Source organism: Kordiimonas lipolytica (assembly GCF_001550065.1).
In genome coordinates this window covers 299687-318708 of sequence record NZ_LRUB01000002.1, presented here as the reverse complement: position 1 = coordinate 318708, position 19022 = coordinate 299687, and the positions used below count along the sequence as shown (strand labels likewise).

Annotated in this window: 19 protein-coding genes; 13 read left to right on the top strand and 6 right to left on the bottom strand. The window is 57.1% G+C overall.

Annotated features, from left to right (window positions below; translation table 11 throughout):
• The first annotated feature begins 10 nt into the window (after positions 1–10).
• The 7 genes from KORM41_RS01635 (at position 11) to KORM41_RS01605 (ending at position 6286) form a co-directional block, all read left to right on the top strand.
• Positions 11–1666: a nitrite/sulfite reductase gene (locus KORM41_RS01635; protein ID WP_068143699.1), complete on the top strand. Its 1656-nt coding sequence runs from the start codon at positions 11–13 to the stop codon at positions 1664–1666.
• A complete protein-coding gene (locus KORM41_RS01630) occupies positions 1653–2162 on the top strand; it encodes a DUF934 domain-containing protein (protein ID WP_068143697.1) in 510 nt (169 codons plus the stop codon). Before KORM41_RS01635 ends, KORM41_RS01630 begins: the two co-directional genes overlap by 14 nt.
• The gene (locus tag KORM41_RS01625) at positions 2159–2911 is read left to right on the top strand and encodes a phosphoadenylyl-sulfate reductase (protein ID WP_068143695.1); all 753 of its coding nucleotides are present in this window, start codon (positions 2159–2161) and stop codon (positions 2909–2911) included. Before KORM41_RS01630 ends, KORM41_RS01625 begins: the two co-directional genes overlap by 4 nt.
• A gap of 119 nt (positions 2912–3030) precedes the next feature.
• Positions 3031–3954 carry a transcriptional regulator GcvA gene (gcvA, locus tag KORM41_RS01620; RefSeq protein ID WP_068143693.1) on the top strand — a complete coding sequence of 308 codons (924 nt, stop codon included), beginning with the start codon at positions 3031–3033 and terminating at the stop codon, positions 3952–3954.
• A gap of 4 nt (positions 3955–3958) precedes the next feature.
• Positions 3959–4723, top strand: a complete 765-nt coding sequence (locus KORM41_RS01615; RefSeq protein ID WP_068143691.1) for a substrate-binding domain-containing protein — start codon at positions 3959–3961, stop codon at positions 4721–4723.
• A gap of 65 nt (positions 4724–4788) precedes the next feature.
• Complete coding sequence (locus KORM41_RS01610) at positions 4789–5529, top strand: GGDEF domain-containing protein (RefSeq protein ID WP_068143690.1); 741 nt, start codon at positions 4789–4791, stop codon at positions 5527–5529.
• Positions 5530–5626: 97 nt separating this feature from the next.
• Positions 5627–6286 carry a hypothetical protein gene (locus KORM41_RS01605; protein WP_068143689.1) on the top strand — a complete coding sequence of 220 codons (660 nt, stop codon included), beginning with the start codon at positions 5627–5629 and terminating at the stop codon, positions 6284–6286.
• Positions 6287–6289: 3 nt separating this feature from the next.
• On the opposite strand, the gene KORM41_RS01600 is transcribed toward KORM41_RS01605, so the two are convergent.
• Together KORM41_RS01600 and KORM41_RS01595 are read right to left on the bottom strand one after the other, a co-directional pair.
• Positions 6290–7051: a MipA/OmpV family protein gene (locus tag KORM41_RS01600; RefSeq protein WP_156431852.1), complete on the bottom strand. Its 762-nt coding sequence runs from the start codon at positions 7049–7051 to the stop codon at positions 6290–6292.
• A 151-nt stretch (positions 7052–7202) separates the two neighbouring features.
• A complete protein-coding gene (locus KORM41_RS01595; protein ID WP_231727059.1) occupies positions 7203–9830 on the bottom strand; it encodes a M14 family zinc carboxypeptidase in 2628 nt (875 codons plus the stop codon).
• Positions 9831–9964: 134 nt separating this feature from the next.
• On the opposite strand from KORM41_RS01595, the gene KORM41_RS01590 reads away from it, so the two are divergent.
• The 4 genes from KORM41_RS01590 to KORM41_RS01575 all read left to right on the top strand — a co-directional run bounded on the left by KORM41_RS01590 (position 9965) and on the right by KORM41_RS01575 (position 13405).
• Positions 9965–10255, top strand: coding sequence for an HNH endonuclease (locus KORM41_RS01590; protein WP_068143684.1), 291 nt, complete (start codon positions 9965–9967; stop codon positions 10253–10255).
• Positions 10256–10316: 61 nt separating this feature from the next.
• Positions 10317–11228, top strand: a complete 912-nt coding sequence (locus KORM41_RS01585) for an alpha/beta fold hydrolase (protein WP_068143678.1) — start codon at positions 10317–10319, stop codon at positions 11226–11228.
• A 78-nt stretch (positions 11229–11306) separates the two neighbouring features.
• Positions 11307–12542 carry an MFS transporter gene (locus KORM41_RS01580; RefSeq protein WP_197420917.1) on the top strand — a complete coding sequence of 412 codons (1236 nt, stop codon included), beginning with the start codon at positions 11307–11309 and terminating at the stop codon, positions 12540–12542.
• Between the two features lie 5 nt (positions 12543–12547).
• Complete coding sequence (locus KORM41_RS01575; RefSeq protein WP_068143675.1) at positions 12548–13405, top strand: D-amino-acid transaminase; 858 nt, start codon at positions 12548–12550, stop codon at positions 13403–13405.
• Here the strand turns inward: KORM41_RS01575 and KORM41_RS01570 are convergent.
• From KORM41_RS01570 to KORM41_RS01555, 4 genes are read right to left on the bottom strand one after another with little or no spacing between them, the layout of a single operon-like run.
• Positions 13402–13830: a hypothetical protein gene (locus KORM41_RS01570; protein ID WP_068143672.1), complete on the bottom strand. Its 429-nt coding sequence runs from the start codon at positions 13828–13830 to the stop codon at positions 13402–13404. The genes KORM41_RS01575 and KORM41_RS01570 overlap by 4 nt on opposite strands.
• Before the next feature lie 43 nt (positions 13831–13873).
• Positions 13874–15211, bottom strand: a complete 1338-nt coding sequence (locus KORM41_RS01565) for a mechanosensitive ion channel family protein (RefSeq protein ID WP_068143670.1) — start codon at positions 15209–15211, stop codon at positions 13874–13876.
• A gap of 9 nt (positions 15212–15220) precedes the next feature.
• Positions 15221–15673, bottom strand: a complete 453-nt coding sequence (locus tag KORM41_RS01560) for a nucleoside deaminase (RefSeq protein ID WP_082719693.1) — start codon at positions 15671–15673, stop codon at positions 15221–15223.
• A 9-nt stretch (positions 15674–15682) separates the two neighbouring features.
• The gene (locus tag KORM41_RS01555; RefSeq protein WP_068143668.1) at positions 15683–17215 is read right to left on the bottom strand and encodes a serine hydrolase domain-containing protein; all 1533 of its coding nucleotides are present in this window, start codon (positions 17213–17215) and stop codon (positions 15683–15685) included.
• Between the two features lie 178 nt (positions 17216–17393).
• Here KORM41_RS01555 and KORM41_RS01550 point away from each other — a divergent pair, with 178 nt between their 5' ends.
• Both KORM41_RS01550 and rsmD read left to right on the top strand, forming a co-directional pair.
• Positions 17394–18440, top strand: coding sequence for a pseudouridine synthase (locus KORM41_RS01550; protein ID WP_082719655.1), 1047 nt, complete (start codon positions 17394–17396; stop codon positions 18438–18440).
• On the top strand, positions 18437–18988 hold the full coding sequence (gene rsmD, locus KORM41_RS01545) for a 16S rRNA (guanine(966)-N(2))-methyltransferase RsmD (protein ID WP_068143666.1): 552 nt from the start codon (positions 18437–18439) through the stop codon (positions 18986–18988). Before KORM41_RS01550 ends, rsmD begins: the two co-directional genes overlap by 4 nt.
• The last annotated feature ends 34 nt before the right edge of the window (positions 18989–19022 follow it).

Below are 19022 nucleotides of genomic sequence, written 5' to 3'. Positions count from 1 at the left end.
ACGATCAGACATGTATGCTTACGATAAATATGATCATGCCCTTGTGAACTCCCGCGTCGCGGAATTCCGCGACCAGGTTGAGCGCCGCGTGCGCGGCGAACTGACGGAAGAAGAGTTTCGGCCACTCCGCCTAATGAACGGCCTTTACCTTCAACTGCATGCCTACATGCTGCGTGTGGCCGTGCCATACGGCACGCTTTCCGCCGACCAGATGCGCACACTGGCACACATCGCGCGCAAGTATGACAAAGGCTATGGCCATTTCACCACGCGCCAGAATATCCAATATAACTGGCCGAAACTGTCGGACACGCCGGATATCCTGCAGGAACTGGCAGACGTGGAAATGCACGCTATCCAGACGTCCGGCAACTGTATCCGGAACGTGACGACCGACCAGTTCGCAGGCGCGACCGCCGATGAGGTCGCCGACCCACGCCCCTATGCCGAACTGATCCGCCAGTGGTCCAGCTTCCACCCGGAATTTTCGTTCCTGCCGCGCAAGTTCAAGATCGCCATCACGGGTGCGGACATCGACCGCGCAGCGGTGAAATGGCATGACATTGGCCTTGTGGTGAAAAAGAATGACGCGGGCGAGATCGGCTTTGAAGTGCTTGTCGGCGGCGGCATGGGCCGGACGCCGGTGATTGCGAAAACCATCCGCGACTTCCTCCCGGAAGCCGACCTGCTGAGTTACCTTGAAGCCATCCTGCGCGTTTATAACGAACAGGGCCGCCGCGACAATAAATACAAGGCGCGGATCAAAATTCTCGTGGATGCGCTAGGCGCAGACGAGTATGCCCGTCAGACGGAAGAAGAATGGCAGAAGATCAAAGACCTGCCGATCGACTTCCCGGCTGAGGAAGCCGCGCGCATCAAGGCCTTCTTCGCGCCTCCACCGCTGCAGGTGCTGTCAGATAATGTTCCTGCCGTGGACGAGTTAGCAAGCAAGAACTTCCTTTTTGACGCCTGGCTCAAGAACAACACCAATCAGCACAAAGTGCCCGGCCATGTGAATGTGACGATCAGCCTGAAACCGCACGGTGGCATCCCGGGTGACGCTACAGCCGAGCAGATGGACCTGGTTGCAGCACTGGCTGACGAATATAGCCAAGGCGAGCTTCGGATCAGCCACGAGCAGAACCTGATCCTGCCCCATGTGGCGAAAAAGGACCTGCCCGCCATCTGGACGGACCTAGACGAAGCTGGCCTGGGCATTCCAAACGCCGGGCTGCTGACCGACATGATCGCCTGCCCGGGGCTGGACTATTGCTCGCTTGCGAATGCCCGGTCGATCCCGCTGGCGCAGGAACTGGGCAAGCGCTTTGACGACTTCAAGCGCCTGCAGGACATCGGCCCGCTGAAGATCAAGATTTCCGGCTGCATCAATTCTTGCGGGCACCACCACGCCGGCCACATCGGCATCCTGGGTGTCGACCGCAAGGGCGAGGAAAACTACCAACTTCTGCTCGGTGGCTCGGGCGCGGAAGACGCATCCAAAGCCGCGATCCTCGGCCCCGGCTTTGACGAGATTGGCATCATCGATGCCGTTGAAAAAGTAGTCGCCGTTTACCTTGGCGAACGCAATGAGGGCGAAGAATTCCTGGCGACATACCGCCGAGTGGGCCCAGACGTATTCAAGGAGGCTGTTTATGGCACTCGTTAATCTGACAGGTATTCAAGCAGGGGACTTTGCGGTCCTCGCTGAAGACCAGACGCCATACGAAGCAGCGGCTGTTGCCGTGCCGCTTTCGCGCCTCAAGGATGAAGGTGACGACTTCTTCAAGGTCGCGGGCCCCGTGGGTGCCGTGCTGGCAACGGACACCAATTACACAGACCTTGCACCACTGATGAACAAGCTCGCCTTTGTCGTGATCGACTTCCCGGCATTTGGTGATGGCCGCGGCTTTTCACTGGCCGTACGGCTTCGGAAAGACCTGGGCTTCAAGGGCGAAATCCGCGCCACAGGCCCCGTGATCCCCGATCAAGCGCTGTTCCTTCTGCGCGCAGGCTTCGACACTGTCGAAGTGGCTGACACCCGCGAAGCCTCGTTCAAGGCAGCGCTCAAGCGTTTCGATGCCTTCTACCAGACCGACTATACCGGTCAGGTGTCGCTGGCGCATGCCCGCCACGGCAAAGATCAGGAGAGGAAAGCATCGTGACCGCCGCCCCCGCCCTGAAGACAGCTGACTTTTTTGATCCGCTCACCGCTGTGGATTACCTCGACGCGCGCTACGCCAACGTAGAGCCGGAAGAAGTAATCGACGGGGCGCTCAAATACTTCGGCCGCCGGTTCGCTCTGGTGTCTTCCTTTGGGGCGGAATCGGCCGTGCTCCTGCACATCGCGTCGCAAGTATCAAAGGACATCCCCGTGCTGTTCTTGGATACCGGCAAGCTGTTTGGCGAAACCAAGCGCTACCGCGACCAGTTGATCGACCTTTTAGGCCTGACGGACGTGCGCTCCATCTCGCCTGACGTCAATGACGTGCAACGCGACGACCCAAAGGGCGCACTCTGGAACCAGAACCCGAACAAATGCTGCTATATCCGTAAGGTGGCACCAATGGCCCGTGTTCTTGAGGGTTTTGAGGGTTGGGGCTCTGGCCGCAAGCGCTATCAGGGCGGCGTCCGCAGCCTGCTGCCGCATTTTGAGGCATCCGATGGCCGGGTAAAGGTGAACCCGCTGGCCTTCTGGACCAAGGATGACGTGCTTGATTATAAAGAGCGTGTGAGCCTGCCAGACCACCCCCTGGTAGCCGAAGGCTTCGCATCGATCGGCTGCATGCCCTGCACCGACCGAGTATCGGACGGCGAGGACGAACGGGCTGGTCGCTGGCGCGGTCAGACCAAGACCGAATGCGGCATTCACTTAAGCTTGGCTGAGAATAGCCGTATTCTTTCAAAGGGCTAACCTGACCGAAAAGTCCATTTTTCGGTCAAAAAAATCGCCAGTTCATCAAGAAAATCTTTGCGCTCGCGCATCAAGTGCCTATGATGTAGTGAATTAGTTTTTCTAACGCAGGTTTGTTTATGAAACGCTCCCTGTTACCCCTGAATGCTTTACGTGCCTTCGATGCTGCTGCCCGTCATATGAGCTTTAAGCTCGCCGCCGATGACCTTTCGGTAACGCCAGCGGCGATCAGCCAGCAGATTCGCTCGCTGGAGGACTTCCTGGGTGTGGAACTATTCCGCCGCACCAACCGCTCGCTTGTCCTTACAGAGGCCGCGCAACTGTCGCTCGCGCCCCTCAAGGAAGGCTTCGAGCGTATGGAAGAAGCCGTCGATATCCTGACGGAATCGAAAACCTCTAATGTACTGAAGGTCAGCGTGTCGCCCTCCTTCGCCAGCAAATGGCTGGTGCCAAGGCTTGCAAGCTATTATGAGCGTCGCCCGGATGCGATTGTGAAAATCTCAGCCACCATGCAAATCACGGACTTCAAGGCCGAGGATGTTGATATCGCGATCCGCTATGGGCTTGGAAACTATACTGGCCTTTACCAGGAGGAAATCCTTCGGGAAACGGTCTTCCCTGTTTGCGCACCGGAACTGCTTGAGGGCCAACCCGATGCATCAAGCCCATGCGCCATTTTAAAGCACACACTGATCCATGATGACAGCACAGCCGAAGACGACAGCGTCCCCACCTGGGCCATGTGGATGAAGGCTGCAGGCGTTGAAGTGCCAGAGGGCATGCCTGCGCTGCACTTCAACAACCACGCCTTAGCGATTGAGGCTGCTGTTGCCGGTCGCGGCGTTCTGCTCGCACGGTCAGCCATTGCCGAGGAAGACCTGAAGGCCGGAAGGCTGGTTAAGCCGTTTGGCGAGGCAGTGCCGATCAATTTCGCGCACTATATCGTCTGCCCGGAAGATAAGCTGAAGAATGAACGCGTTCAGGACTTTATCGACTGGATCCGTTCAGAGACAGGGAACCAGGCTGCGCCAATCGAGGAGTAAGCCCATGAAACAGATGCTGCATTGCCTGCTTGCCGGTTTGGTGTTTGGGGGTGCAGCATTTGCCCAACCTGAAAAATCCACGCCTTCTCCAAGCAGCCCACTCTGCCTGAAATTGGGTGCCGATGAGACACTCGGCGCCCATTATGCAGCTTTCGAAAAGCTCATGACCGACCTTTATAGCCGCGCCGGCCTGTGCGCCAACTCCATCGCCATGTCGCCAAAGCGGATCGAGCAACTGATGGCAAACGGTGAGCTGGACGGCGACTGGTTTCGGCCATCGGAATATATAACCACACGCGGGCTTGAGCAGCAGATTGTACAGCAGGCCATTTTTGGCCTTGAGGCGCGCCTGATCTGGCTGAAGAAAAGTGGCTTTTCTGGTAATCCCGCAGACCTCAAGGGGCTTACCGTGGGCTACCGGGCGGGATTCCGCTGGATTGAAACCCATATTCCGCTCATGGGTGGCAAGCCCTTCGCCATCACTGGTGGCAGCCAGGTGAAAGCCCTTCTGGAGCATGGCCGCATCCAGGTTTACGCCACCAGCAGTGCCCATGAACCCAACGTCATAGCTGCCTTTGGCGAAGACGCAGACAAACTGACCAGCACCCGTTGGGCCACAGAACCCTTCTATCACCTGCTACAGCCCCGCCACGCAGACAAGATCCCCGCCCTGACAAAGGCTATCAAGGATATGATAAGGGACGGTGACATGCAGAGCCACCTGACCATGCCTGGGGTAATCGCTGTGCCGCTTCGAACAGGAAACTAAAGGTTGGTATCACAACCGGACCGCGCTAAAAAACATCAACGGGGGCAAGGGGAAATGAGGGGCCCATGCATTACAGGCAGGTACTATCCAACCGCACAGCACGCCGCCTGATCATATGGCGCACGCTTCAAGGCATGATCATGGGCAGCGGCGCACCCCTTGGTTGGGCCTGCATTCAGCTGCTGCGCGGCATCAACCTGCGAACCGACATTTCCGAAAACCTGCCTCTCTATCTTTATATGCTCTTCGGCACCATGCTTGTCTTCGCTGTTTTTGGGTCCTATGTCGGCAAACAGGAAAGCCTGATGCAACAAAGGTCGCTCCGGGATACGCTTACGGGCCTCTATAACCTGAGGCACTTCCGCGATCGCCTTGATGCAGAAATCATTGATGCCCGCCGCCAGGGCACGCCGCTTTCGCTGGTGTTTTTCGACCTGGATCATTTTAAACGGGTCAATGATACCTATGGCCACGGCGCGGGCGATATGGTGCTTTTGGCCGTTGCAGAATGCGTTTCAGGCGTGCTGCGCCGGAACGAGCTTTTGGCCAGGGTCGGCGGGGAAGAGTTTGCCGTCCTCCTGCCGCACACATCGCTCGAGCAGGCCACCCAACTGGCCGAACGACTCCGGGAAGTCATGCATGAATTGACCGTGACGGTTGACGGGACCACAGAGCTGTCCGTCACTATGTCTCTGGGCGTGGTCACACTGGCGACAGACGAAGGCGCAAAATCCTTCGCCGAGCGCGCCGACGCCGCCATGTATGAAGCCAAGCGCCTGGGACGTGACCGCGTTTTCACTGCGTAAAGCCCTTCATCGTAAAAGTTGAAATATCGAGCCAACATTCAACCTTTTTTTACATTTTGGCATCACTCTGAAGCCCGACAAAAAGGGGAGTCGAGCCATGACCAAAGCCATTCTTCAGGGACTTTTCATTTTGACGCTGATTATTGGCGTCAGCATTGCCGAAGCCTTGATGCCGCTTGCGCTCCCCGAAGCGCAAACCCCAAACCGATTCTATACCCCTGACGGCATGGAAGGCACACTGACCGGATGGCAGGCATGCCGCAAGGCGGGCTTGCAACTCGCACAAGGGCGCAGCGACCGCCAGATCAAGGGCCACTGCACCAATGGCTATGCAGTTTCACAAGCTGCCCAGGTCGAATTTTCCGACATCCGTGTCCATGACGAATTCAGTGCCTGCGCCTTTGGCACAAGCGAATACACGCCATACCGGCGGTTCGTTTCGGCCACGTTCCGAAACAAAGACACTGGGGTCTATGTTGCTCGCGTCCGGCTGCAGACTGTCAATCCATCCAACCTAGCCGACAGGGCTAGTAATACCATTGATGTTTGGCTTGACCCCGGAGCCAAATCACATACTTGCCTTGGTATTGTTTTCGAGTTTGATACAGAGGAAGAGGCTCGCCTCTTTGATGAGAGTGCCGCAAGCATGCAGATCGAACCATTGGATGTTTACGGCGTTTCAAACAATCCCATCGAACGACCTTCCCTGCCCAGCAAACTACCATTTGGCAAGCTGCCGGAAGAATCCAACGCCTGACACCTAAAAACTGTAGGACAGCCCGAGCGCCACAGAAAGCTGATAGTCTTTGTCAATGGCTGGGCTGACGCGGATGTCTTTGTCCAGATAGATGGCATTGACAAGGCTGATCAGGCTTACGCTGCCACTGAGCTTATAAATGGCCATAACGCCAGCCTCCAGGTTGAGAGCCTTGGTGTTCGGCTGGAAAACCGGCAGGATAACCGCCTTTTCTTTTTCAATCATTCTGGCCTGCTGCTCCGGCGTCGTGCCCCAAAGGTAATTCGTCAGGTCCTGGTCCTGCCAACTGACGCCAACCCTAGGCGTGACATCGAGCTTGTCGGAGCGGAAGGTATAGCTATAGGCAGCCTGCAGCTCCATGCCGCCTGACGTCCCTGTAGCGTCATGAAGCCCCGAGACTGTCAGCTTACCGAAAGTACCCTCAAGGCCGAAACGAACACCGGCGTCTGCTGTCACCTTGTTACGGCTGGAACCGGGCAACATCCGTGCCGCACCGACGAGGTCGATTGAGAACGCAAGAGGCACGTCGTCTGCGGGCTTCAGCAGATGATATCCCATTTGCAGCCCCTGAATGAAGAACCGGTCCCCGTTATAAGAGATATAGGGGAACGCGTTAAACTCGCCGTCCTCCGCCGCGAACGGTGAAGTTCCATAGATGCCTATTGCACCCACCGACCATTTCGGAGGCCCGCCCTGAGCCTGACCTGGGGCAGACAAAAAGATCGCCACAATCCCCACCAATGCGGCCTGAAAGCATTTCAGCATAACTACCTCGCGCTGTCTTGTTGGCAGCCGTTCGGCCGCGATATTTTTCAACCTTCTTACCCGTCATACGTCGCGAAATGCCCGCATGGATCACACAAAAAAAGCCGCGGCGAACCGCGGCTTTTGAAAGGTCCAGACTGATAGCTGGTGACTATTCTTCAACGGCCTGTTCATCTGCCTCGTCAGCGTATGACCGGTCAAAGGCTGTCGAGAAGAAGAGCGCATTCAGGAACAGCTTTTCCGTACCCAGATAGGTGGCCCGGAAATTGGGGTTGTCTGCAAACAGAATAATCGCCCCTTCCCCCATGCGCTCAGCCGTCATCATCGGCGTGCCCTTCAGTTCTGAAATCCGCCGCTCAGACGCATAGCCAGACAACAGCGGGCTCTCCGTATAAACGGCGACCTGAGCGTATGGGTCTTTCGGCACGGGAAGCTTAGTGGCGGTGTTCTTGTTGGACGCCATCATGCGGCGCACAAGACCAAAGCCCATCGGGTGCGTTATGTCCAGGTCACTCTCAAAAAGAGCGCCACCAATGACATGCTCTGCATCCTTCTGGCCTTTGTCAGCGTAGGCGAGGCGCGCAGGCACTGCATCATCCTTGTTCTCATCCTTCTCGTCCTTCTTGCCGTTTCCGGTGATATATTTGGCGGCCCAGTCAGCCCCCTGGCGGGAGGCTATAATTGTGCCTCCGCCCTTCACCCACGCCTTGAGGTCATCCGCCATATCTTTGGGCAACACGTCGCCGCGACCGCCAACAAGAATGAGGTGCGTATAACGGCGCATGTCGATACTTTTGAGGCGGTCCTGGCGCACAAGCGTGACCGGCATATTCATCCGGTGATCCAGAAGGTGCCATACCTCGCCCGCGTCATAGGGGGACATCTTGCCGCCCACTACCAGAAGCGGCTTGATGGGCTTGAGGTCAGTCACAGAATTGCGGCCGCCAAGGTCTGCGCCGGCATCCAGCGTATGGCCCGATGTCGCGGCGTGAATGATCAGATCGTTATCAGCCGCGATCTCTTTCATCAGCGCATGAATGTCGTTGGCAGGAACGGTTTGCAAGTCACGCTGCACAATGATGGCGCCCCGATCGAACGAAATAACGCCACTGGTTGTCTGAACGCGGATAGGTTCCTTGGAAACACGCGCCATAACGCCCGCTTCAAGAAGCCGCGACACAGCGCGCGGCGCGTAATAGTCAGACCAACGGAACACATAGGCGTAAGGCGCTTCCTGCGGCTCGGCCGCCACCTTGTATGCATCAGGTGCCTCATCGCCGATTTTGCCACGCAGGCTGCCTTTCAATTCGGCATAATCAAGGCCGTAGGCGAGCGGGAGCGTCCAGCCCGACACGTCATAGAAGACCTTGTCTGGAAACTCCGTGATGCGGTTAAAGAGCGCTTTTGCCATGCGGTATTGCCGCTGGTTCATCGGCACAACAAAAGCTCCTTCGCCAAAAATACGGCCATCTGCCCTCAAGCTACCATTCAGCGCGTAGGCTTTCACGTCATGGCGACCCAAAAGCTCGATAAATTTGTGCAGGCGAACAGGGTCTTCCGGCGCCTGAAACACATAACCACTTACATCATCATGCTTGGCCGCTTCCATCGCGGTCTCATAGAACTCGCGCTGATATGCATGCAGGCTGGCCCGCATAGCAGCCGCACCCTCAATAGTCGACAGACTGGTCAGAAGATGGTTGCGGATGTTGTTGGCGTAGGTCTTGATGCCCTGGTCGCTTTCGCGCGCAATACCCATCTGGGCACCGGCTTCAAAGAGAACACCGAGAGAGCCGTTGACCTGCGGGTAGGTCGACCCCTTGCCGATATAATAGTTGTCGAAGCCCTCTTCGGAAAAATAGAGCGACTTTTCGCGGTCAAGCGTTTGCTGGTGATAGTCCGCGAGCTCAACAAGAAGTTCCCGCCCCCTGGTAGGGATCAGCGGGTATTTCCGCGTCGGCACACCTGGGTGGAAATAATAGGTACTGTTGGGGCCCATCTCGTGGAAGTCAGCCGACACCTGCGGCTTCCACTTGTGCCACTGGGTCAGCCACGCGCGGCTTTCAGGCTGGGTCTGCAACAGCCACTGGCGGTTGAGGTCAAACCAATAGTGGTTGGTGCGCCCACCCGGCCAGATCTGTTTATGCACCTCGTGTTCCGGGTCGGTGGCTCTTACGTCAGAGCCATACTGCGTTACCCAGGCACCACGGCGGGCGTGACCGTCCGGGTTGAAAATCGCGGTAATCAGGATCACGCTGTTCTCAAGCGTATCGTTGATTTTGTCGCCGCGAGCCGACGCAAGATGATAAAGCGCCGGGACCGCCGCATCCATACCGCTGGATTCAGCGCCATGCACACCGTAGTTCAGCCAGGTAACGACCGGCAGGTCATCAGAGGCCTGCGATGCGGTTTCAGGGTTGCTGCGCAACAGATGATTCTGGCGAATTTCTTCGAGACGCGCGAGGTTTTCCGGGCTGGAGACGGTGATGAAAAGGATCGGCCGACGCTCATGGCTATAGCCAATGGTTTCCACCACCATGCGCGGACTGGCGGACGCGAGCTCGCGAATATAGGCCACCATCAGGTCATGCCGGATTGGCTGGTCACCGATGTCATGACCAAACACTTCTGCTGGCTTGGCCACAGTCTGGTCATAGTCGGTGCCTTCAATGAGGAAATAGTCCAGCGGTTCGGCGAAAGCGCCTGTCGCCATGAGCACTACCGCGACACTGGCCCCGACACTCCGACTAACCAAACGATTGACGATATTTTTGATCATCCCTGTCCCCTGTAATTGATTTGCTTGCGCGCATCATAGTCGACGCGGCAACTGACATCCAGACTTCCCAGTGCGCAACCGGGAGACCCCCGTCCGGACTTTATAATTCTCTCACACGGTATACATATAGAGCGATGGAAGAGAAAAACACATGTCCGTTATGTGATCGCCCGCTCGGCCAAGCCGTTGAAATGCATCACCTAATCCCGAAAAGTCAGGGCGGCCGGGAAACCATTCCGCTACATCCGATTTGCCACCGCAAGATTCACGCCCTATTTAACGAGAAAGAGCTGGCAAAACGCTTCTCAACCATTGAGGCTCTGCGGCAATCGGAGGAAATCAGCCTGTTCATAGAGTGGCTGAAGGGAAAACCCGCCGATTTTTACCGCAAGACCAAGCCCAAGGGTGGAAAAAGGCGCCGTTAGAGGGTATGTCCCCGCCAGCGAAAAAGAAACTAAGCTGGATGGAAACATGCAACAAGCGCCAATGACGCTCGAAAAATGGGGCAAGTGCGGCAAATATTTCGAGTGGCAGGATCACCATATCTACTACCAGCGTGGCGGTAGCGGCGAGGTGCTGTTGACCCTGCATGGTTTCCCCACCTGCAGTTGGGATTGGGCCTGGGTTTCCAAAGACCTGATCAAGGATTTCCATATGATCGTACCGGACCTGATGGATTATGGCCGGTCGCTCAACAGCCGCAAGAAGACCTGCACCATCATGGACCAGGCAGATATGCTTGAAGCCTTGATGGCGCACAGGGAAGTGAATGAAGCACATATCCTAGCGCACGACGTGGGCGACACCGTAACGCAGGAACTGCTGGCGCGCCAAAACGAGGGCAAGCTCTCCTTCCGGATCAAGAGCGTACTGTTCCTGAATGGTGGCATGCTGCCGCACCTGCACCGTCCCCGCACCGTCCAGACGCTGCTTGCCGGCAAGGCCGGGCCGCTGATCGCGCGCTCTGCATCCAAGAAGAAATTCCTTACTGGTTTTGCAGATGTCTTTGGCCCCAACACCCGGCCAAGCGGCAAGATGCTGGAAGAATTCTGGCCCGCCATGCTCGGCGTGAATGGTCGCGGCGCTTTTGCCCGCCGCATCCGCTACATGCATGAACGGCAGGAGCACGCTGACCGCTGGGTTGGCGCTCTCAAACAAACCATCGCGCCGATGATGCTGATCAACGGCTTGGCTGACCCTGTGTCCGGTGCGCACGCCGCGGACGGTATCGAGCGCGAGATCGGCATGAAAGTTGTGCGCCTACCGGGCATTGGTCATTTCCCGCAGATTGAAGCACCAGAGACCATCGTGGAACTGGTGCATCAGTTCCAGGACTGCATTGTACGGAACGGCTATGTGCAGCCAACGCCACTCAAACACTCAGCTCGGACATCATAATATAAAGATTTCTTTATATTTTAAATGCTGATATAAGCCCGATTCAACGACGCTGAAAATTGCGCGATGGAGAAGGGCATGACAAGCCACACCAAAGATAAAAAGCACCCGCCTACAAGGGCAATCCTTGCCTTCCTGACAATTGTCGCAGGCACAGTGATGGGGCTCGCGGGGATTGATCTGGTGCTGCCGTCGGTGCCTTTCATGCCGGAAATATTCGGCACTACCCAGGCAAATGCGCAGCTTGTGTTGGCAGCCTATGTTGCAGGTTCGACGGTTGGGCTTCTGTTGTTTGGCACCCTTGCCAGCTATTTTGGGCGCAGACGCCTGTTTATCGCATCCCTTGCGGCTTTTGCTCTTGTCTCATTGGCCGCAAGTTTCGCTACCGATATCTGGACACTTAACGCGCTCAGGCTGCTGCAGGGGGCGGCGGCCAGTGGTTCAGCCGTATTGGCTCCCGGCCTGATCCGGGGCCTGTTTTCCGAACTGGGTGCTGTGCGCGCCATCAGCGCTATGGGCAGTATCGAAGCCCTGGTGCCCGGCCTCGCCCCCATCGCCGGCGCCTGGATGCACAAGGCTTACGGCTGGCAGATGTCGTTCAATCTGACAGGCGTCTTGTGCCTGATTATCTGCCTGATCGTCTTTGTCATCCCCTCCCTATTGCCGCATATCGGCCGCAAGATAGGCGACGCCCCCTCAAGCTATATGAAAGTAATCTCGAACCCTACATTCCTGCGCTATGGCCTGAGCCATGCGCTGATCCTAGGCGGCCTGCTGACGTTCGTCTTCTCCGCGCCCGCAGTAATCATCCAGACAATGGACGGCACGATCGACGACTTTATCCTGATGCAGTTCATCGGCGTCAGCTGCTTCATCCTGTCGGCAAACCTTGCAGGTAATTTTGTCAAACGCTGGGGCGTTGAAGCCATCATCACAGCCGGAACCTGGCTGTCCCTTCTGGGGACACTGCTTCTGGCTGTCTATGCCGTTACAGGCAAAAACGATCCGACAGACCTGGCCACGCTCTTCTGGGTATTGAATACAGGCCTTGGCATCCGCGGCGGCGCAGGGTTCGTGCGGGCGCTTTCGGCCAGCCACGGCGATGATGAGCGCGCCTCTGCCATCATCATCCTGGCGACCACCGGGATCGCGGCACTTGGCACAGCCATAGTCGCCCCCTTTATCCTCAAGGGACTGATGGCACTGACCATCACCGTGGTTGCCATAATTTTCCCTGCGGTTATTCTCATTCTCGCCATCAAGCCGCTTGAAGATGAAGGCGAACAAGAGATCCTAGAGCCCGGTCAGGAGTAACCCCCATGTCCCGCATTGCCTATGTAAATGGTGCCTATGTGCCCATGTCGGAAGCCTATGTTCATATTGACGACCGCGGCTACCAGTTTGCCGACGGTGTTTATGAGGGCGTATCCATCAGGCATGGTAAATTGATCGACCTCGAGCCTCACCTCGACCGGCTATGGCGATCGCTGGGAGAACTTCAGATGATGGCCCCGATGGACCGTGGGCCCATGCGGTTTGTACTTAAGGAAGTAGTGCGCCGGAACCGCATCAAGGATGGATTCCTCTATCTCCAGATCACACGCGGCGTTGCCCCAAGGGACCATCCGTTCCCAGCGCAGACGCCCTGGCCCGCAATGGTGGTTACAGCCAAACGGCTGAACTTCGACGCGATTACCGAGCGCGCGCTGAAAGAGGGCGTCGCGGCATCAAGTCAGCCGGACATCCGCTGGGGCCGGTGCGATGTGAAATCCACATCACTTCTGCCGAATATCCTGGCCAAGCAGGCCGCGCGCGAGGCAGGCGCGTTTGAGGCTGTCATGTATGACCAGGCTGGCCATGTGACTGAGGGCAGCAGCACCAATATCTGGATGGTAACGAAAGACGGCACGCTGGTAACACGGTCAACGGCTGACAACATCCTGCCCGGCGTTACACGGGCAAGCGTGATGAAGGTGGCCAAAGACCTGCAGATGAAAGTGGAAGAGCGCGCCTTCACGCTGGAGGAAGCACTGGGCGCCGCTGAGATGTTCCTCACATCCAGCACCAGCTGCGCCATGCCGATCATCACGCTTGACGGGCAAAAGATTGGCGACGGCACCCCGGGCCCCGTCGCCAAACGGTTGGTTGAAGCCTACAAGGCCTTCATGGGCACCTAATCAGCAGCGGCCTCGCCTGCGCCAAAGCCCATGCCCTTGCCCCACATGAAGGACATCAGCGCGCCGACAATGGCACCAAACACCAGATGCATGATATCAAGCGGCAAGCGTGTCTCCTGCGGGAAATCCTTCAGCATGGTGTACCAAATGTTGTCAGTTGCCAGCAGGTAAAGCCCCACCATGAACCCGAACATGGCACCAGCCTTCAGGTCTGCACTGCCGACAGCCTTGCCGAACAGCCACACGAAGGCGATTGTCTGCACAAGGTGATAGCCCATTATTGGTACCACTGTTTCTTCTTGTGGCTTCAAAGCCATCATGCTGGCTTCAAAGGCATCCGCAAACATCATCGGCCCTACTGTGTAGAGAATGCCAAAGGCAATAAACGCAACAACTATATTCAGGATAAATTTTCCAACATTCATCGGTCCCTCCCCTAACTGTTGGATGATCTATCCCCTTCTGTCGTTACTCAGCACCCTTTTTTTGCTTATCCCCAAAAGTCTCCAGGCCATCCTTGTGAACGGTATGGCCTTCATCGTGCCGCAAGTGTACCACACGTTGCGGGAACGGAAATTCAATGTCATTCTCGTGGAACAGGTCCCAAATGTGCAGCATCACATCGCTGGCGATGTTGGAAACGCCATGCTGCGGGTCCTCTATCCACATCCGTAGCTCAAGATCCACGCCATCAGCGCCAAACCCCTTGATCAAGGTCCTGGGCGCCGGGTTATTCAGAACGCGCTGTTCCCTGCCGGCGGCCTCCACCATCAGGTCCATCGCCTTCCTGATATCGCTGTCATAGGATACCTGCACAGGCACACGGCGGCGCACGAGACGGTGGCTATGCGACCAGTTGATCACCGGCTGGGTAATCATGTCCTCATTCGGAATCAGGAATTCTGTACCGTCACGCGTGATGACACTGGTGTAGCGCGCAGCAAGGCGGTTGATGGTGCCGTAGGTGCCTTGCGTCTCAATCACATCGCCAGGCTTGATGGAGCGATCCATCAACAGGATGATGCCGGAGATAAAGTTACCTACAACCTTCTGCAGACCGAAACCGATACCCACACCAAGCGCACCACCGAAGACTGCTAGAGCCGTCAGATCAATACCCGTGGCATTCAGGGAAACCAGGAAAGCAAGAGATACCAGGATGATCTTGCCTGACTTGGTCATCAGCACGCGTGCGCTGGGCGGCACGCTGGATAGCCCCCTGACCTGCTTCTCGAGCAGTGCTGACAGTGCAAGAGCTACCCACAAGACAACCGCAAAGGTGAAGACGCCCTGGATGATATCGAGAACGCTGATAGATGCTTCCCCGAGCGGCAGATGGGCATCGTCCAGCACAATCACAATCGGGCTGAGAAGCCCAACTATGTTTAGTGCCGCAACAGACCAGGCAATGCCAGCAACCAGGCGCGCCAATTCCCGGTTCTGAATCAGGCTGACTGCCAGGCGGATCACCAGCCACGCAGAAAACAGGCTTGTCGCTATAGACAGGAGATAGGGCGATGCCACCCAAGGGCTCATGACCAGGATCGCCGTCCACAAGAGCATGATCGCCAGCGCTGTCGACAGGATCGGCTGTAGCCGGGCTTCGATCTTCAGCATCCATTTGTGCTCGCCGAAGGCCTTCATCAATCCGCCATGGATGCGGCTCGAGGCAAAGCGCGACAGCAGGACCGAAAAAATTATGATGGCAAGCTCAAGGAGGCGGACAGGCTCGAGCACATTGGCCTTTGCCCACACCCAGCTTTCGCTCAACAATGCGATAATCTGTGCCTTGAGTTCTTCTCCCATGACAGGAGTTTAACGCCTTGTTTTAAAAAAGTCTCTAAGCAATTGAGCGCTTTCCCGCTCAAGAATTCCACCATAAATCTCGGGCCTATGGTGAGTTGTCTTCTGGCTGAAAATCCGCGCCCCCACCGTTATGCCGCCGCCCTTCTCATCGTCAGCACCATAATAAAGCCTGCGGATGCGCGCGAAGGCGATGGCCTGGGCGCACATGGCGCAGGGCTCGAGCGTGACATAAAGATCGCAGCCCTCCAGCCGTTCCGACCCAAGAAGCTTCGCTGCCTGCCGGATCGCGATCAGTTCCGCATGGCCGGTGGGGTCCTTGGCCCCCACCACATCATTGCCCGCGGCTGCGAGGACGAGGCCGTTCGGCCCCACCACGACAGCACCGATGGGAACCTCACCACGGTCGGCAGCCTTCCGGGCTTCGTCAAGCGCCCGGTGCATATGCGGGAATGTATCAATCATGCCCATTCTTTAGCGCGATTGATCGACCTCGCCAACACAAGCTTTGCCCGCCTGCTTCTCAAATTGACCACCTTCCCATTCAAAAGATGGCATGCCAGCTTCGCTATACTCGACCTTGAGCTTGCTTGGTTCGCCGTACGCGCGCTCCATAATGCGGGCAACACCGTCAGGCCCAGAGATGACTTCCGCGCTGAAACGGCCAATTTTGAAGGTCAGTTTACCGTCAGCCTCACACAAGCTGGCCTCACCATAGGCATCAGACGAATAGAGGCCGATCAGATCCTGCCGAAGCTTTGCAGCGCCTGCCATTGTGGCGCCCCGGAGGGCCTGCTCGCGAATACGGCCACGAAAATTGGCATACCCCAACTGGCTTTCGACCCGGCCCGCGAGGCGTTCTATTGCCTTGTCGTCCGCGCCTTCAAGCCCAAGGGCATAATCAAGCCCCTGCTGCACGGCGTTCCAGCCAAATGTCCAGCCGAAGGCACGTGCCCCGTTGATGGAAGAGACGACAAGGTCGTCATCCGGCAGATACAACATAAAGATCATCATGCCGTCATAGGTCCCGCCGTGGTAGAGCACACGGTGACCAGCATAATCACAGGTTTGCCAGCCCAGCGCATATCCCGTGCACGTCATGTCGGCATACTTCTTGGGCTTCTCACGTTTTACATACGGCGTTTGTGCGACTTCATATATGGCGTCCGCAAACACCTTGCGCGTCACATTGGCCTGAAGCCAGCGCACTGCGTCCCCGGTGGAAACAAACAGGCCGCCTGCCGGATGCATCAGGTCGTCAGCTTTGGCTTTTGCCGGTGTCCAGCCCTCCTTGGCATTGGGATCATAGTGGTTCCCGAGCGCGATCTTATCTGATGAAATTTCACTTGGCTTTGTGGAGGCGCTTGCCAAACCAAGCGGCTGGAAAATATCGCTTGCCAGCCAGTCATGCCAACTGCGACCGGTTTTTTGCTCCAGAACCGCCGCATAGATCAGATACCCAAGATTGTCGTAGGAAAACCCCGGCTCTATGGAAACGCTGCTGCCTTCAAGGATGGCCTCATAATCCGCAAGGCTCGTGCCGCCCACATAGGCAGTGCGCACCACAAGCGGGTCGTTCTCAAATCCAAAATTGTGGGTCAGCAGGTCGCGCATCGTGATGCCCGCTGCATCGATGGGCGCGGGCAGCTCAAGGCTCGGCCATTCATCAGCAAGCGTGGCATCAAGGGATAGCACGCCTTCCGCGTCCAGCCTGGCGGCCAGGAGACCGACAAAGCTTTTGGTGACAGAGGCAATATAAAGCGGGGAATCCAGCTCAAGCGGGGAATCCTGGCCAAGAATACGTGGCCCCTTCAGTCGGCTGTATAGCAGTTTATCACCATTTGCGATTGCCAAGCTGTAGCTGGGCGGCGCCAGCGGGCTTGCCTCAGCCTCCGCCAGAAAGGCGTCAAGCTTGCTATTGTACGGGGCAGCATCCTGATCGGCGGACGCAGAAATGGAAAGACTGAGGGCCGCAATGCAGCAGCCCAGCTTTTGGGATATTTTCATTTTTCACTCGCTATCGTTTTTATTTCGGCCCTTATGGGCTCTCTCGCTATCTATGTAGCAGTGGCTTTCTACTACATTAGTCGTAGAAGTCAAGTCGATTGCCTGAGCGCATGAAGACGAATATCTTGCAAGCAGCCTTGGCTGCGCCTATGGTCCGCGCAACAGAAAGCGGTTGATAATGAGCGACGAAAATAAAACAGAAGAGACTGCCCCAGACATGCCTGCTGAACGCATCGCCAAAGTACTGGCGCGCGCTGGCGTTGGCTCGCGCCGCGACGTGGAACGCATGATCGGTGAAGGCCGCGTCTGGCTGGACGGCAAGAAGCTGGAAACCCCGGCCGTATTGGTCTCCAGCCTCAAAGGCATCACGGTTGACGGCGAACCTATCGGCGACGTGCGCGAAACCAAGCTTTGGCGCATGCACAAGCGCCGCGGCACGCTGACCACCCACAAGGACCCGCAAGGCCGACAGACAGTGTTCGACAACCTGCCGAACCACGTTGGCCGGGTGATCGCCATCGGCCGACTGGACATGAACACAGAGGGCCTGTTGTTGCTCACCAACGATGGCGAACTTGCCCGCTGGATGGAGCTGCCGTCCACGGCACTGGTGCGCCGCTACCGGGTGCGCGCCTATGGCCGCGTAGACGAAAAGGCATTAGCGAGCCTCAAGGACGGTGTCACCATAGACGGCGTCCATTATGGCGCGGTTGAGGCCAAGCTGGAGCGTCAGGCTGGCGCCAACGCCTGGATCACTGTAGCCATTCGTGAAGGTAAGAACCGCGAGGTCCGGCGCGTGATGGAACATCTGGGGCTCGAGGTTAACCGCCTGATCCGCACCCATTATGGTCCCTTTGCCCTTGGCAACCTACCACTTGAAGGGGTCGCAGCGGTTCCCGACAAACAGCTACGCGATGCCTTGTCAGGCTTCTTCGCCGAAGCGACAGGTAGCGTAGCGGCGCCCATCAAGAAACATGACCCCAGCAAATGGGCCAAGGCAAAGAAAGACGACAAGCCGAAGCCCGGCGCCAAGCGCCGCCGCAAGAGCCGCATTGCAGATGCCGATGCTCCCAAGCCTGGCATGCGCAAACCGCGCACCAAAGCAGACGGCAAGCCTCAGGGGAAAGACAAAGGAATGCCAACTGGACGGCCAACCGGCAAGCCTGAAGCACGCGGCAAAGGCCCTGCACCGAAGGGACGTCCGAACCGAGAGCCTAAGAAATGACACGCATCGTCGCCGGGCAGTTTCGCGGACGGCGGCTTGAAGTGCCAAAAGGGCGCGACGTGCGCCCCACCACGGACCGTATGCGCGAGCGCCTGTTTTCCATGCTGATGCATGCCCGGTATCCGGATATGACCGGCGCTGTGGTGGCGGACATTTTCGCGGGAACCGGCGCGCTTGGGCTTGAGGCGCTATCGAGAGGTGCCGACAAGGTCACTTTCGTCGAACAAGCCCGCCCTTCAATCGCCTGCATCAACGCCAACATCGCAACGCTTGGCGTGGCCCCAAAAACCACCGTCCTGTCCAAAGATGCAACGAGGTTGCCCACTGCGACAGAGCCCTGCGATTTCATTTTTATGGACCCACCATACAGGAAAGGGCTCGTCCGCCCAACACTCGACGCTATCCTGGCGCAAGGCTGGCTGGCAGCAGACGGCGTGATTGTGTGCGAACAGGCTTCCGACGAGCCACTTGATATTCCGGACAAGCTTGAGGTCATAGATGACCGCAGCCAGGGCCAGCAACGGATTTTGTTCTTGCTCAGAAAATAGCACTTCCGGCGACTTTTGCACGAAGGACACCCCG

Coding starts and splice junctions, on each gene's coding strand:
- KORM41_RS01600 (WP_156431852.1), bottom strand. CDS start 7,051: ATGCTGAAATGCTTTCAGGCCGCATTGGTGGGGATTGTGGCGATCTTT.
- KORM41_RS01555 (WP_068143668.1), bottom strand. CDS start 17,215: ATGAAAATATCCCAAAAGCTGGGCTGCTGCATTGCGGCCCTCAGTCTT.
- rsmD (WP_068143666.1), top strand. CDS start 18,437: ATGACACGCATCGTCGCCGGGCAGTTTCGCGGACGGCGGCTTGAAGTG.
- KORM41_RS01590 (WP_068143684.1), top strand. CDS start 9,965: ATGGAAGAGAAAAACACATGTCCGTTATGTGATCGCCCGCTCGGCCAA.
- KORM41_RS01585 (WP_068143678.1), top strand. CDS start 10,317: ATGACGCTCGAAAAATGGGGCAAGTGCGGCAAATATTTCGAGTGGCAG.
- KORM41_RS01575 (WP_068143675.1), top strand. CDS start 12,548: ATGTCCCGCATTGCCTATGTAAATGGTGCCTATGTGCCCATGTCGGAA.
- gcvA (WP_068143693.1), top strand. CDS start 3,031: ATGAAACGCTCCCTGTTACCCCTGAATGCTTTACGTGCCTTCGATGCT.
- KORM41_RS01570 (WP_068143672.1), bottom strand. CDS start 13,830: ATGAATGTTGGAAAATTTATCCTGAATATAGTTGTTGCGTTTATTGCC.
- KORM41_RS01580 (WP_197420917.1), top strand. CDS start 11,307: ATGACAAGCCACACCAAAGATAAAAAGCACCCGCCTACAAGGGCAATC.
- KORM41_RS01550 (WP_082719655.1), top strand. CDS start 17,394: ATGAGCGACGAAAATAAAACAGAAGAGACTGCCCCAGACATGCCTGCT.
- KORM41_RS01635 (WP_068143699.1), top strand. CDS start 11: ATGTATGCTTACGATAAATATGATCATGCCCTTGTGAACTCCCGCGTC.
- KORM41_RS01560 (WP_082719693.1), bottom strand. CDS start 15,673: ATGATTGATACATTCCCGCATATGCACCGGGCGCTTGACGAAGCCCGG.
- KORM41_RS01565 (WP_068143670.1), bottom strand. CDS start 15,211: ATGGGAGAAGAACTCAAGGCACAGATTATCGCATTGTTGAGCGAAAGC.
- KORM41_RS01605 (WP_068143689.1), top strand. CDS start 5,627: ATGACCAAAGCCATTCTTCAGGGACTTTTCATTTTGACGCTGATTATT.
- KORM41_RS01615 (WP_068143691.1), top strand. CDS start 3,959: ATGAAACAGATGCTGCATTGCCTGCTTGCCGGTTTGGTGTTTGGGGGT.
- KORM41_RS01610 (WP_068143690.1), top strand. CDS start 4,789: ATGCATTACAGGCAGGTACTATCCAACCGCACAGCACGCCGCCTGATC.
- KORM41_RS01595 (WP_231727059.1), bottom strand. CDS start 9,830: ATGATCAAAAATATCGTCAATCGTTTGGTTAGTCGGAGTGTCGGGGCC.
- KORM41_RS01630 (WP_068143697.1), top strand. CDS start 1,653: ATGGCACTCGTTAATCTGACAGGTATTCAAGCAGGGGACTTTGCGGTC.